We start from the raw sequence: 12809 nt of genomic DNA, 5'->3' as shown, positions 1-12809 counted from the left end.
CAAATTTGTAGACGTAATAATCATTAATAAATTTTCAAAAAATGAAAACATTCAAATTATTTATATTAGGAGCATTTCTTTTAGTATTTAGTTTCTCTAAAGCACAAGTTTCTGTAAATGTAAATATAGGTGCGCCTCCAGTTTGGGGTCCAACGGTTACAACTGAAGAATATTATTATTTACCAGATATCGACTCTTACTATGATATTCATCAATCTCAATTCATTTATCTTAACAATGGTAGCTGGATTCGTTCTAGGTCATTACCAAGACGCTACAGAAGCTACAATTTGAACACAGGTTATGTAGTTGTTTTAAATGATTATCATGGTCATAATCCTTATACTCATTATAAAAATCATAAAGTAAAGTATTATAAGAGTAATAATAATTGGGAAAAATCTAGACGAAATGATGAGCATCATGATAATGGTAATCACCATGGGAATGAAAAAGGAAATAAAAAAGGAAAACATTAATTGATTTTTAATATAAACCTAGGAATATTGAAAATTATATAAATATTTGTATAACAAGTAATTAATCTAAATGTTAGAACTTCGTACAGTTATGAAAATTCATTCACAACGTTAAATTAAATATTATGTCAAACGAAGTAAAACCAGCAAAAAAGGTCAAAGATCCAAAAATTGAAAGTCAAAAAATAGTTGACAATCACAAAAAAGCAGCAATGCATCATGAGGCAGCCGCATTACACCATCATGAAGCTGCAAAACACCAATTAGCAGGTAATAGCATAATGGCTTGTGGATGCAATACCAAAGCGAAAGACCAAACAAATTTAGCTAAAAAAGCCCAAAAGAAAAATGCAAAGAAACAATCAGTAATAGCATAAGAATTTGATTTTTTTTGGTTAATTTTTAATTCTTAAAAAGCACCAAATTACATTTGGTGCTTTTTTAATTTCTAATAAATAGTAAATGAAAACAGAAGCAGAACTTAACGATAATATTTTAAAAATAACTATGACAATTCGCAATGAATTTCCAGAGTTAATTAAATATTTAAATGAGATGCAAGTTACAATTCCTAATGTATCAGCTCCAGAAATTAACAGTAAAATTCTACAAGATTATTATGAATCTTTAGAAAATTTATTACGGAAGTACGCTCCAAATCACACTAGTTTTATTAATAAATTTTAAATTTTACACAATGGAAGCAATAAAAAAAGCAGCAGTTTATATGGATCACTTTAAGGCAAATATTATTGAATATACTAATATTGCTACAGTAATAAAAGTCATAAAATCAGAATTTAATCATTTTGAGAAAGAGAAAATTTTGCAAAAAGGAGAAAGTCATCTACATAATAAAGAACAGGATATGCAAGACATATTTTATAAAAATATAAGAGAAGAACTTCAAGATTATGATGAGGTTTTATTATTTGGTGCGACTACTGCAAAGACTGAATTATGTAATATTTTAAAAAATGATAATAATTTTACAAATGTAGAAATAATTGTTAAAAATACAGATAAGCTTTCTGATGAAGAACAAATTGTATTTGTAAATGACTGTTTTTATATAAACTAACATGAGGAAAACTTATCTTAATGGCGAAAGACAATTTGAACGATTAGTGTCAATAGTAACTAAAATTCTAGGAAACTCTATTACATTTATATTAGCATTTATGTTGGTTATATTTTGGTGGGTTAGTTATTTGCCTACATCAAATGACTTACATCAAAACATTGGTGATATTATTTTTGGTACTACTTTTTTGAGTTTATTTATTATTCAAAAATCATTCAATAAATTTTCAGCATTTACCCATTTAAAAATAAATGAACTTATTTCTTCTCATGAACCAGCTAATAATTTGGTGATGAATATGGATAAAAAAACCGAAAAAGAAATTGTAGAGCTTTATAAGGAATATATTGAAACCGAAGATTCTGTTGATAAAGAATTAAATGAAGCATTGAAAGATATAAATATCGAAAATCAAATATAAAGCTGTGAATATTACAACTTTTGTCTAAAATTGTATAAAGTATAATCTAGCAATCGTTCTCACCTTTGTAATGTTAAGAAAATGTATTCTTAATTCTAATATTTATCGATATGAACACAACAGAATTAAAAGGAGATTGGGAAGTACAAAAAGGTAAACTGAAACAAAAATTCGCAAAATTAACAGATAATGACTTATTATTTATTGATGGTAAAAAAGAAGAGATGTTAGGTAAACTTCAAGTAACATTAGGAAAAACCAAAGAAGAGTTACACAAAATTATAGAAGCTCTTTAATCAAAAAAATAATAATATTAAATTTTAAAATCATGAAATCAACGATTCACGAATTCAAAAAAAATAATTTACTCAGCATGAGTAAAAAGTCAATTTTTATTTTAGCAATAGCAACATTTATAACTGGATTTATATTCACAGGATGTAAATCAAATTCGGACAAAGAAGCAGATGCAATAGAAAAAGTGCAAGATGCTGAGGATAATCTAGATGTGGTAAAAGATGATATAAATAAAGATGCCATAACAAAAGCAAATGATGCAGAATGGCAAACTTATAAAGAAGAAGCAAATAAGACAATTTCAGAGAATGAAGCTCGTATTTCAGAATTAAAAAATGCTATAAAAAAACCAGGAAAAACATTTGATGCAGCATACGCGAAAAGCATTGATGTACTCGAAGAAAAAAACACTTCTTTGAAAATAAAAATTTCAGAGTATGAAAATAACCAGACAGATTGGGAATCATTCAAACGAGAATTAAACTCGGATATGAAAGGACTCGGACAGGCTCTTAAAGATTTAACAGTTAATAATAAAAAGTAAGTATACTAGCGAGATTTATTTCTCGCTTTTTTATTAAATATAGTTAAAGTGTGAATATTATAACTTTTATCAAAAGTTATATAACATATTCGTTCCTAAATACTACAATCTTTGTAATATAATAATCTTACAAACTAAAAAGACATAATATGAAAAATTCAAAAATTATGATTGCTATAGTACTCTTAGTAAGTATTTCGCAAATCGCATTAGCACAGGATAATAGTAAATTAAAATTCGGATTTAAAGGGGGTGTAAATTTCTCAAATCTTTACACAGAAGACGTAGATGATAATAATGTTTTAACAGGTTTTAATTTTGGAGTATTTGCAAAATTACCCATTACTCAATCATTTGCTATTCAACCAGAGTTTTTATACACTACTAAAGGGGCTAAACTAACTTACAATAATTCTCTTGCAAACGGAACTGCAAAGTTTAGATTAAATTATATAGAACTTCCAGTTTTTTTGGTCGTAAATTTAACCAAAAATTTTAATATTCATGCAGGACCATATGTAGCTTATTTAGTCGATGGGAAAGCAACAAACGATTCGCAAGGAACTTTGTTCGACTATCAAAATAATTTGAGCAATGATGATTATAATAAGTTTGATTCTGGACTTGCCGTTGGTTTAGGCTTCGATTCAGATAATATTGGATTTGGAGTTCGTTATAATTATGGTTTGCAAAAAGTAGGAAAAGAAAGAAATTTTGGAGGAACAAACTACACTTTTCCTGATGGGAAAAATAGTGTAATTAACTTATATTTATCATTTTCAATTTTATAAACTAAGAAACAAATATTATGGGCAATTTACTTTATACAATAGCAGTTATTTTAATCATTTTTTGGGCTATCGGATTTTTTGCATATAGTGCAGGAGCAATCATTCATATCTTATTAGTTATTGCAGTTATTGCAGTATTATTAAGATTAATTCAAGGAAAAAAAATATAAACAATCATTAAAAAAACAGAAATTATGGAATCAGGAAAAACAGCAGCGGGAGTATTATTAGGAATTGGAGTAGGAGCATTGTTAGGAATTTTATTTGCACCTCATAAGGGTACTAAAACTAGAAAAAAAATTATGCGAAAAGGTCAGGATTATGCCGACGAGCTAAAAGGAAAATTTGATGGTTTGTACCAAGAGGTTTCAGATAAATATGAAGATATTTTAGAAGAAACTAAAACATTGGTAAATCAAAAATAAATTAAACTTAAAAAGCAATGGAAAATTCGACAACAACAATAGAAAAACTAATTGAAAAAGCAGAAATTTACAGTAAAACAACGCTCGAATTATTTAAGTACGAAGCTGTATATAAATCAGCAGATATATTTTCAAATTTGGCTGTAAAGTTAGCTATATCTATTGTTGTTGTTCTTTTTTTGTTGTTAGTTAATATTGGATTAGCACTTTGGGTGGGAGAATATTTAGGAGAAACATATTTAGGCTTTTTTGTTATAGCATTTGGTTATTTGTGTTTAGCAATTTTACTTTATATTTTTAGAGAAAAATGGGTTAAAAATCCAGTGAGTAACTTCATTATTAATAAAATGAAAAACTAGTATGAAACCAATTAATGAAAAAATTGCTCTTAAAGAAAAAATTGATTTTTTGAAGAAAAAACAATCAGAAGATTTTTTGGTACTTAAAGATCAATATCATACTACTATTGATAGTTTTAAACCTGTAAATCTGATAAAAAATTCCATTCAAGAAGTGATAACATCACCAGATTTAAAAGCAAATTTAATAAATGGAGCCATTGGTTTAGGAACAACCTATTTAACTAAAAATTTATTTAACGATAATTCAGTAAATCCTATAAAACGAGTTTTGGGGAAAGTTTTAAAGTTTACACTGAAGAATTTTATTGGAAAAAAATCAAAAAAATCTAATAATATAGATTAAAGCTATTTTTTTAATAAGTTTAAAAACCGATTCGGAAGTTTCGGTTTTTTTATGCGTTCAAAATAGATTATTGATAATCAATTAGAACAGGTTTAGAAATATCAAAATTTTGTAATCCAAAATCAGAAGTCGAAATAGAATTGGTTTTAAATACTGAATTGCCATCTGGAATATTAGGAAAGAAAGAAAAAGAAAACTGAAACGTATTAAAAACTAAATAATCATTACTTATAATAATTCCCAACCCAATTTGAGAATATAATTTACTTCGATTAAATCCATTCTCTTTATTCCCTAGCATTCCAGCAGAGTAACTAAGATAAGGATTCAATCTAAACCCTATAATACGCCAAGGAGAATAACCTTGTAGTTGAACAGTTGTTATTAGTTTTTTAGTTCCAAATAAAATATCACTACTAAAACCGTTAATTCCTGTTGATCCATTTAGTGTAAGCCTATCTGCATTAGAGTCTAATCGATTATTGCCTATTATAGCTTGTGGTTTTATAAATCCACGAAATTTCCAGTTTCCAATCTCTTGTAAATTTGTAAAATAAACTAGTTTCAAACTACTGGTACTTTGATTTGTTTTTCCATTATTTACAAAAGTTCCATATTCTAAATTACCACTCAAATAACCAAATTCAAAATAATCACCTATTGCTATTCTAGCTCCAGCATAAAACTGGTAGTTATTATATTTTTTCTGATAACCAGTGGTTAAATTATAAACAAATCCAGAAGCAACATCTTCAACAGTATTAAAATTAAAAATGTATTTGTCTTGCGTAAATTTTCTAGACGAAATACCCAAACCTATTAAGTACAATTTCTCTTCCGCATATATATTTAAACTATCTTGGTTAATAAATGTTTTTTCTACATAGTTTTTCTTAAAATATCTTGCGCTGGTTATAAAGTTAGTGGCTCGATTATACTCTGAATTTCCCTTAAAAATTTGGGATGAATGTCCAGCCCAATAATCATGAAAATTATATTTTACATTTTGTATTTCGGGTATTTGATCTTCATTTAGAGACAATATTTTATTTAAATTTTGACCAATAGATATTCCTGCTCCCCAACGTGCATAAGGAGAGTAAAACGGACGTTCTAGACTTATTAATTTACCATAATTACCATCTAAATCAATAGTGTAATTTAATCTTGCAGTTATAAAAGTGTTTAGTAATGTAGGAATAAAATAATTACTACTATATCCATTTTTATTACTAGTCAGACTATTTGTATAGGAATTTGTAAATTCGTGACCTATACCAAGGAAGTTTTTTTCGGTGAGATAAAATTTAGATTTTGAAGACGATAAATTAAGATCAGGAACGGAACTCCAAGAATCTAAGACTCTAATATAAACATCTACAGAATCTTGTGAAACCAATTTAATATGAGAAGTGATACTTCTTATATATCGCTGACTACGAATTAACCTTTCAGATTCCCTAATTAACAACGAATCTAAAGGTTTATTTTTTTTGATTAAGAGTAAATTTCTAATCGCTATTTTTTTAGTTTTTAGATGTAATGAATTTCCAGTTCGATCCATAAAATTCTTGGGAACCTGAGTAGAATCAATATCAGAAAACCCAAAAGGATCTAATGTTGTAATCTCTATATTCCGAATTATTTTCCCCTCATATTCTGTATAGTTTGGTTTTTTTATTTTCTGAAAACTACTTTTTCTAATTTTTTGTTTAGCAACAGGTTCGAATATTAATTTGTAAACAAATTGTGTAAATTTTCTTTTTTTAGAATATTTTTCAATTTTGCGATACATTTTTGAGGAATCAATTTTTTTTTCATTTTCTTGCGCAAAGGAAAGTTGATAACTAAACATTATCAAAACGAAAAATATCAATTTTAGTTTTACAATCATTTCCTTATTTAATTACCATCAAAATTACTACTAAAATAGTTTAAATTTTATTTACCTGTGAATTATGAAACTATTAGTAAAAATACTGTAACATACAACAAGTTATTTATAATGAAATTTGTAAAGTAATAATCTAAAACAAAACATTATGAAAACACAGATTCAGAATTTTAAAATGATAAGCAAAACTATCTTTTTTAGCGCTATAGGACTTTTATTTTCTATGAGTATTGAAGCACAAAATGCAAATACTCAAACGGAAACAAAAACAACCACTTTAACAAAAAAAGACTCAGATGGAGAACATAAAACTGTAAAAAAAGAAGTTACAAAAAAAGTTCAAAAAATAGAGTTGGGTGAAGAGAAATCAAATACAATAAATATTCCAACAATTGAATCACCAGTTATGGTAACTACCACAACAAAAATTACAAATCCTGATGGAAGTACTAGAACGGTAGATATTGATAGGAGTTCTTATTATGAATCAAATGGAAATAAGTATAAATTAGCATTAGATGCTTCAGGATATACAATGACTTATGGAGATTCTAAACCAGCTTTATTAAGAAAAACTTCAACTAACAGTTATATATTTAGATCAGAAAACAAAACTGCAATAGGATATTTCGATACAAATGGTGATTTAGTAGTAGAAATATATGATGATAAGTCAGATAAAGTTACAGTAGAAAAATATAGAGTTCTAAAAGATAAATAGATTTAGACTTATCTAAGTTCAAAACAAAAAAATCGGTTCATTTATTTGAATCGATTTTTTGCTTATTAAATTTTAAAAGAATAATTTTTTTCCACAAGTAGGTTCATTAAAATTGCATCCAAAGGATATAGAACTTTTAAAAGTAATGTTATAAATGTTACTTAAAATAAATAATATTTACGAAATATTTTTTGTAATTATGGAATGTGTAGGTTATTTTATTTCTGTTCTAATTGATATGATACTTGGTTTATTAATAATTTCAACATTATTTTTCTTTTCAAATTTACCTATTAAACAAGCAGTTGTAACTTCATTGTAGGTCATTTTTAATATATCAATTTTTGCAATAATTGGAATTTCTATGGAACTAGATTGTCTAAAATGAAAGATTTGGATATAAGTTTAAGTTAAGTGATTAAATTTGAATATTTTTGTAGAAAAAAAATGAAAAAGAATAAAAAAATAATTGGCTTCACGATTCTTACAATAGTGCTCTTATTCGTGGGAAAATACGTATATGACATGAATATCAATCATAATTTTGAAACGATAACCGAAGGAAAAGTATTTAAATCGGGTGTGATTCCGCCAGATGAAATAGAAAATTACGTTAAGAAATATAAAATAAAATCGATTGTCGATTTGCGTTTTCCAGGAACTGCTGATTTAGTTAATAATCCAGAAATTCCTGCCGAATTAACTGCCGAAAAAGAAGCGATTGCTAAAATAAAAGGTGTAAATTATTTTAATAATGGTTCAGACCAAGTTCCTACACAAGAAAATGTAAACACATTTCTAAAAATCATGGATAATAAAGCGAATTATCCGGTACTAATTCACTGCTATCACGGAGTAGGTCGTGCTGAAATGTATTCTGCAATATACAGAATAGAGTACGAAAATTTCACTAACAAAGAAGCCAGAGATGGCGTAAGAACACTAATAAAATTTAGTTCTTTTGATGATGGAAAACCAAAAGGAGAATACTTGATGCATTATAAAGCTAGAAAAGATTCGTTGAAGTAGTAATAAGTCTTAAAAATAAAAACAGAAAATTTAGAAATGGAGAAACAAAATACTGACGTAATAATTGAAAGTTCAAAAATATATTCCTCTAAGGCAATTTTAGGATTTTCAGTTTTTTTCACTACAATTTTTGGCGCGTTTTTATTAATGCAAAACCTTAAAGATGCAGGAAAAAAGAAAGAAGGAAATTTAGTTTTGTTGTTTTCTGTAGTGTTTACGATAGTATCAATTATAATTGTAAATATTCCAGACGAGCCTAAATCTTCACTCACTTATTTGATTAATATGGCAGGTGGAGGAATTCTTGTAGGATACTTTCAAAAAAAATATTTTCCTAATGAGGATAATTATGAAAAAAAGAAAATTTGGAAGCCATTAATAGTTTCCATAATTATAAGTATTCCTTTTGTTTGGGCTTTAATTTATACAATCAATAATCAAGGTTAACCTTAGTAATTTCAAAACTGGTCAAGCTTTGGAATGTTCGAAAGAATTATGATTTATGTATTATTTTTTTCTCACATTAAAACTTTAATCTTCACAAATAATCCCTTCAAATTCAAACATAAAAAAAGGGCGAAATCTAAATTTCGCCCTTTTACTTTTATTATAAAATCTATTAAATAAATATTGCAGTTATATAATATACAATAGCTGCAATTACAGCCGTAACAGGTATGGTTAGTACCCAAGCCCACAATAAGTTTATGGTAATTCCCCAACGTACAGCAGAAATCCTTTTTGTAATTCCTACCCCAATTATAGATCCCGCTATAGTATGCGTTGAAGATACAGGTACTTTAAAATGTTCTGTCATAAATAAAGTTAATGCTCCAGCAGATTCTGCAACAACACCTTCAAAAGAAGTTACTTTGGTGATTTTAGATCCCATTGTTTTTACAATTTTCCATCCACCACTTAAAGTTCCTAGCGCAATTACGCTATAACAAGCAATTGGAATCCAATCTGGCATTTGACCTTCTATTTTTACACCATCTTTGTCAGATGGTAATATAACGTGTAACCAACTTGGCAACGAATCTATACTAGCGCCACTGGTGTGAATGTAAACAGCAACTGCCGCCGCAATAATACCCATTACTTTTTGTGAATCATTACCACCATGACCTAAACTAAAGGAAGCAGATGATAACAATTGCATTTTTCTAAGAATTGCTTGCGATGTTGCGGTAGAAAAACTACTAAACAATAAATTAAAAATAGCAATACTAAAGAAGATGATAGCAACTAACAACCATTTAATGTTAGATGGTTCTGTAATAGTTGCTAGGAAATGGTTTTCAAATCGTGGTTTTTTTATACTATCATATCCTATTAGAACAGTACTTAAAAACCAAATAACTAATATCATTAAACCAATGGTCAATAATTTTGGATAAATATTCTTCTTAGAAGAATAAATTAACCAAACAGATATAAAATAGGAAATTAACATTCCTAATAAAGGAGCTAATACAATAAAAATTATAATGACCAATACACCTGTAGGTAAATGCCCTTCTTCTCCTGGTTTGTACCAGTTTACAACATTAAAACCTGCATGAGCAATTGCAGCTCCAGCAAATCCGCCTATTAAGGTATGTGATGATGATGAGGGAATTCCTTTCCACCAAGTAATTAAATTCCAGATAATTGCGGCAATAACTCCAGAGAGTATAACAGCCAAATTTATATTTTCAGTTTTTGCTGTTTTTGCTACCGTATCGGCAACACCAAATCCAAATACCCAAAATGCCAAAAAGTTAAAAAATGCCGCCCAAACCACAGCTTGAAATGGAGTTAAAACTTTAGTTGCCACAATAGTTGCAATTGAATTTGCCGCATCGTGAAAACCATTTATATAATCAAATATTAAGGCAAGTACTATAACAACTATAAGTAAAGTAAAATCCATAAAAGTTATTTTTTTTGTTTAAACTATTATGAATGTTTTACAGAAATAGCTTCAAGTGTTCTTGCAACACTTCTACATTTATCAGTAGCGTAATGAAGTGCAGATAAAACTTCTTTATATTTAATTATATTAATTGCATCATTCTCATTTTCAAATAAATCTGAAACAGCTTTGTCAAAAATGATATCTGCTTTACTTTCTAATTTGTATATTTTTTTTACAGCATCATTTATTTTAGGAAGATTTTTTAAATCTTTTAACTCAATTACTGCATTGTTTATATGGTTACAAGCTTCAACATTAATCTCTGTTAATTTTCTTATAGATTTATTAATCTTACCTACATTATACAATCTCATTCTGTTTGAAGCAGTATAAATATTATTAGCTACTTCATTTATTGAAGTGATTAATGAATGTATATCTTCTCTATCAAAAGGAGTAATAAAGTTTTTACTCAATTCAAGATTCATTTTATGAGTAGTTTCTTCAATATTAATAACTAATGATTCTACTTGTTTGTAATAATCAATACGATTTCCTTTTTCATCTTTACTAATGTTTACTGCCTCATGCAGATTCTCAGATAAAGAGAATAAATCATTAGAAGCTTTTATAAATAAAGGAAAAAAAATCGTGTCTTTAGGTACTAAAAATTGAAAGATATCTTTTAAAGCCATTTTAATTGTTATTAATTTTGGTACAAATGTAATAATGTAATGTTAAGTTAACATTAAATATTCAAAAATAATCTTTTATCATAAAACAAATTGAATGATTAAAATCATAATTGATTTTGTAATTTAGCCACATAAAAATATTATTATTTTTCAATTTATATATTACAAAATGGACATTAATTTCAACAAAAACGAAGACCACAATAAATTATTATTATCAGATTTAAGGCAACGTTTTGCCAAAGTAAAATTAGGCGGAGGCGAAAAACGCATCGAAAAACTACATTCAGAAGGCAAAATGACTGCTCGTGAACGTATAGATTATTTGCTTGATAATAATGAAAATAATATCGAAATTGGTGCTTTTGTAGGGGAAGGAATGTACAAAGAACACGGTGGTTGCCCGTCTGGTGGAGTAGTTGTAAAAATGGGATATGTTTCAGGAAAACAATGTATTGTTGTAGCTAATGATGCAACTGTCAAAGCTGGCGCTTGGTTTCCAATTACTGCAAAAAAGAACCTTCGTGCTCAAGAAATCGCTATGGAAAACCGTTTACCCATTATATATTTGGTCGATTCAGCAGGAGTTTATTTGCCATTACAAGACGAAATTTTTCCAGACAAAGAGCATTTTGGACGTATTTTTAGAAATAATGCCATTATGAGCAGCATGGGAATTACCCAAATTGCAGCGGTTATGGGAAGTTGTGTTGCTGGTGGTGCATATTTACCAATTATGAGCGACGAAGCCATGATTGTAGATAAAACGGGAAGTATTTTCCTTGCAGGAAGTTATTTAGTAAAAGCAGCTATTGGCGAAACGATTGATAATGAAACGCTAGGTGGAGCAACCACACATTGCGAAATTTCTGGTGTTACGGATTATAAAGCTAAAGATGATAAAGATGCTTTAGACAGAATAAAAAGCATTGTTGGTAAAATTGGCGATTTTGACAAAGCAGGTTATAATCGAGTTAAATCAGAAAAACCAGCTCTAGACCCAAATGATATATACGGAATTATACCAAAATCACGTGCAGATCAATATGATATGTATGAGATTATAAAACGCATGGTCGATAATTCTGAATTTGATGAATACAAAGGCGATTACGGAAAAACACTCATCACAGCTTATGCTCGCATAGATGGTTGGGCTGTGGGAATTGTTGCTAACCAACGTAAGGTAGTTAAAAATGCCAAAGGAGAAATGCAATTTGGTGGTGCGATTTATTCAGATTCTGCTGATAAAGCCACTCGTTTTATTGCCAATTGTAATCAAAAGAAAATTCCACTAGTTTTTGTACAAGATGTTACAGGATTTATGGTTGGAAGTAAATCAGAACATGACGGAATCATAAAAGATGGTGCAAAAATGGTAAATGCCGTTTCTAATTCGGTAGTGCCAAAGTTTACTGTAATTGTAGGTAATTCTTACGGTGCAGGAAATTATGCCATGTGTGGAAAAGCGTATGATCCAAGATTAATTTTTGCTTGGCCAAGTGCCGAATTGGCTGTGATGGGAGGAACTCAAGCCGCAAAAGTATTGGCACAAATCGAAGCATCATCACTAAAAGCTAAAGGAGAAGTGATTGATGAAGACAAAGAAAAAGAATTATTTGACAAAATAAAAGCACGTTACGACGAACAAGTTTCTCCATATTATGCAGCTTCACGTTTGTGGACAGATGCAATTATAGATCCATTAGAAACTAGAACTTGGATTTCGATGGGAATCGAAGCAGCAAATCATGCACCAATCGAGAAACAATTTAATTTGGGAGTAATTCAGGTTTAGATTTTTAATCATACAATAGTTTAAAA

19 protein-coding genes are annotated in these 12809 nt (G+C 28.4%); 16 read left to right on the top strand and 3 right to left on the bottom strand.

Annotation, left to right across the window (positions count from 1 at the left end; translation table 11 throughout):
• Positions 1–41: 41 nt before the first annotated feature.
• The 12 genes from ABI549_RS01885 to ABI549_RS01830 all read left to right on the top strand — a co-directional run bounded on the left by ABI549_RS01885 (position 42) and on the right by ABI549_RS01830 (position 4746).
• Positions 42–479, top strand: coding sequence for a hypothetical protein (locus tag ABI549_RS01885; protein WP_348074749.1), 438 nt, complete (start codon positions 42–44; stop codon positions 477–479).
• 125 nt (positions 480–604) lie between these two features.
• Complete coding sequence (locus tag ABI549_RS01880; RefSeq protein ID WP_348074748.1) at positions 605–856, top strand: hypothetical protein; 252 nt, start codon at positions 605–607, stop codon at positions 854–856.
• A gap of 85 nt (positions 857–941) precedes the next feature.
• On the top strand, positions 942–1166 hold the full coding sequence (locus ABI549_RS01875; RefSeq protein ID WP_348074747.1) for a hypothetical protein: 225 nt from the start codon (positions 942–944) through the stop codon (positions 1164–1166).
• Between the two features lie 10 nt (positions 1167–1176).
• Complete coding sequence (locus tag ABI549_RS01870; RefSeq protein ID WP_348074746.1) at positions 1177–1560, top strand: hypothetical protein; 384 nt, start codon at positions 1177–1179, stop codon at positions 1558–1560.
• Between the two features lies 1 nt (position 1561).
• On the top strand, positions 1562–1984 hold the full coding sequence (locus ABI549_RS01865) for a low affinity iron permease family protein (protein WP_348074745.1): 423 nt from the start codon (positions 1562–1564) through the stop codon (positions 1982–1984).
• A 110-nt stretch (positions 1985–2094) separates the two neighbouring features.
• The gene (locus ABI549_RS01860; RefSeq protein ID WP_348074744.1) at positions 2095–2280 is read left to right on the top strand and encodes a CsbD family protein; all 186 of its coding nucleotides are present in this window, start codon (positions 2095–2097) and stop codon (positions 2278–2280) included.
• 32 nt (positions 2281–2312) lie between these two features.
• Complete coding sequence (locus ABI549_RS01855) at positions 2313–2825, top strand: hypothetical protein (RefSeq protein WP_348074743.1); 513 nt, start codon at positions 2313–2315, stop codon at positions 2823–2825.
• 149 nt (positions 2826–2974) lie between these two features.
• A complete protein-coding gene (locus ABI549_RS01850) occupies positions 2975–3616 on the top strand; it encodes a porin family protein (protein WP_348074742.1) in 642 nt (213 codons plus the stop codon).
• 17 nt (positions 3617–3633) lie between these two features.
• On the top strand, positions 3634–3786 hold the full coding sequence (locus ABI549_RS01845; RefSeq protein ID WP_348074741.1) for a lmo0937 family membrane protein: 153 nt from the start codon (positions 3634–3636) through the stop codon (positions 3784–3786).
• A gap of 24 nt (positions 3787–3810) precedes the next feature.
• Positions 3811–4041, top strand: coding sequence for a YtxH domain-containing protein (locus ABI549_RS01840; RefSeq protein ID WP_348074740.1), 231 nt, complete (start codon positions 3811–3813; stop codon positions 4039–4041).
• Between the two features lie 17 nt (positions 4042–4058).
• On the top strand, positions 4059–4400 hold the full coding sequence (locus ABI549_RS01835) for a hypothetical protein (RefSeq protein WP_348074739.1): 342 nt from the start codon (positions 4059–4061) through the stop codon (positions 4398–4400).
• A 1-nt stretch (position 4401) separates the two neighbouring features.
• Positions 4402–4746, top strand: coding sequence for a hypothetical protein (locus ABI549_RS01830; protein ID WP_348074738.1), 345 nt, complete (start codon positions 4402–4404; stop codon positions 4744–4746).
• A 67-nt stretch (positions 4747–4813) separates the two neighbouring features.
• Here ABI549_RS01830 and ABI549_RS01825 read toward each other — a convergent pair whose 3' ends face one another.
• Positions 4814–6541, bottom strand: a complete 1728-nt coding sequence (locus tag ABI549_RS01825) for a hypothetical protein (RefSeq protein ID WP_348074737.1) — start codon at positions 6539–6541, stop codon at positions 4814–4816.
• Positions 6542–6788: 247 nt separating this feature from the next.
• Between ABI549_RS01825 and ABI549_RS01820 the strand changes: the two genes are divergently transcribed.
• The 3 genes from ABI549_RS01820 (at position 6789) to ABI549_RS01810 (ending at position 8837) form a co-directional block, all read left to right on the top strand.
• Entirely contained in the window at positions 6789–7361 is a 573-nt protein-coding gene (locus ABI549_RS01820; protein ID WP_348074736.1) for a hypothetical protein, read from the top strand.
• A gap of 447 nt (positions 7362–7808) precedes the next feature.
• Positions 7809–8390, top strand: a complete 582-nt coding sequence (locus tag ABI549_RS01815) for a dual specificity protein phosphatase family protein (protein WP_348074735.1) — start codon at positions 7809–7811, stop codon at positions 8388–8390.
• Between the two features lie 36 nt (positions 8391–8426).
• Positions 8427–8837 (top strand): hypothetical protein, encoded by a 411-nt coding sequence (locus ABI549_RS01810; RefSeq protein ID WP_348074734.1) that lies wholly within the window; start codon positions 8427–8429, stop codon positions 8835–8837.
• Between the two features lie 172 nt (positions 8838–9009).
• On the opposite strand, the gene ABI549_RS01805 is transcribed toward ABI549_RS01810, so the two are convergent.
• Both ABI549_RS01805 and ABI549_RS01800 read right to left on the bottom strand, forming a co-directional pair.
• Positions 9010–10305, bottom strand: coding sequence for an inorganic phosphate transporter (locus ABI549_RS01805; RefSeq protein WP_348074733.1), 1296 nt, complete (start codon positions 10303–10305; stop codon positions 9010–9012).
• A gap of 26 nt (positions 10306–10331) precedes the next feature.
• The gene (locus tag ABI549_RS01800; protein ID WP_348074732.1) at positions 10332–10985 is read right to left on the bottom strand and encodes a DUF47 family protein; all 654 of its coding nucleotides are present in this window, start codon (positions 10983–10985) and stop codon (positions 10332–10334) included.
• 169 nt (positions 10986–11154) lie between these two features.
• On the opposite strand from ABI549_RS01800, the gene ABI549_RS01795 reads away from it, so the two are divergent.
• Positions 11155–12783: a carboxyl transferase domain-containing protein gene (locus ABI549_RS01795; RefSeq protein ID WP_348074731.1), complete on the top strand. Its 1629-nt coding sequence runs from the start codon at positions 11155–11157 to the stop codon at positions 12781–12783.
• The last annotated feature ends 26 nt before the right edge of the window (positions 12784–12809 follow it).

This window comes from Flavobacterium sp. (assembly GCF_039932285.1).
Lineage (GTDB): Bacteria > Bacteroidota > Bacteroidia > Flavobacteriales > Flavobacteriaceae > Flavobacterium.
Note: the sequence above shows the minus strand (reverse complement) of the source record. Positions and strands in the feature narration are given on the sequence as shown.

Coding starts and splice junctions, on each gene's coding strand:
- ABI549_RS01795 (WP_348074731.1), top strand. CDS start 11,155: ATGGACATTAATTTCAACAAAAACGAAGACCACAATAAATTATTATTA.
- ABI549_RS01810 (WP_348074734.1), top strand. CDS start 8,427: ATGGAGAAACAAAATACTGACGTAATAATTGAAAGTTCAAAAATATAT.
- ABI549_RS01875 (WP_348074747.1), top strand. CDS start 942: ATGAAAACAGAAGCAGAACTTAACGATAATATTTTAAAAATAACTATG.
- ABI549_RS01815 (WP_348074735.1), top strand. CDS start 7,809: ATGAAAAAGAATAAAAAAATAATTGGCTTCACGATTCTTACAATAGTG.
- ABI549_RS01825 (WP_348074737.1), bottom strand. CDS start 6,541: ATGTATCGCAAAATTGAAAAATATTCTAAAAAAAGAAAATTTACACAA.
- ABI549_RS01855 (WP_348074743.1), top strand. CDS start 2,313: ATGAAATCAACGATTCACGAATTCAAAAAAAATAATTTACTCAGCATG.
- ABI549_RS01820 (WP_348074736.1), top strand. CDS start 6,789: ATGAAAACACAGATTCAGAATTTTAAAATGATAAGCAAAACTATCTTT.
- ABI549_RS01805 (WP_348074733.1), bottom strand. CDS start 10,305: ATGGATTTTACTTTACTTATAGTTGTTATAGTACTTGCCTTAATATTT.
- ABI549_RS01840 (WP_348074740.1), top strand. CDS start 3,811: ATGGAATCAGGAAAAACAGCAGCGGGAGTATTATTAGGAATTGGAGTA.
- ABI549_RS01885 (WP_348074749.1), top strand. CDS start 42: ATGAAAACATTCAAATTATTTATATTAGGAGCATTTCTTTTAGTATTT.
- ABI549_RS01835 (WP_348074739.1), top strand. CDS start 4,059: ATGGAAAATTCGACAACAACAATAGAAAAACTAATTGAAAAAGCAGAA.
- ABI549_RS01870 (WP_348074746.1), top strand. CDS start 1,177: ATGGAAGCAATAAAAAAAGCAGCAGTTTATATGGATCACTTTAAGGCA.
- ABI549_RS01845 (WP_348074741.1), top strand. CDS start 3,634: ATGGGCAATTTACTTTATACAATAGCAGTTATTTTAATCATTTTTTGG.
- ABI549_RS01830 (WP_348074738.1), top strand. CDS start 4,402: ATGAAACCAATTAATGAAAAAATTGCTCTTAAAGAAAAAATTGATTTT.
- ABI549_RS01800 (WP_348074732.1), bottom strand. CDS start 10,985: ATGGCTTTAAAAGATATCTTTCAATTTTTAGTACCTAAAGACACGATT.
- ABI549_RS01850 (WP_348074742.1), top strand. CDS start 2,975: ATGAAAAATTCAAAAATTATGATTGCTATAGTACTCTTAGTAAGTATT.
- ABI549_RS01860 (WP_348074744.1), top strand. CDS start 2,095: ATGAACACAACAGAATTAAAAGGAGATTGGGAAGTACAAAAAGGTAAA.
- ABI549_RS01865 (WP_348074745.1), top strand. CDS start 1,562: ATGAGGAAAACTTATCTTAATGGCGAAAGACAATTTGAACGATTAGTG.
- ABI549_RS01880 (WP_348074748.1), top strand. CDS start 605: ATGTCAAACGAAGTAAAACCAGCAAAAAAGGTCAAAGATCCAAAAATT.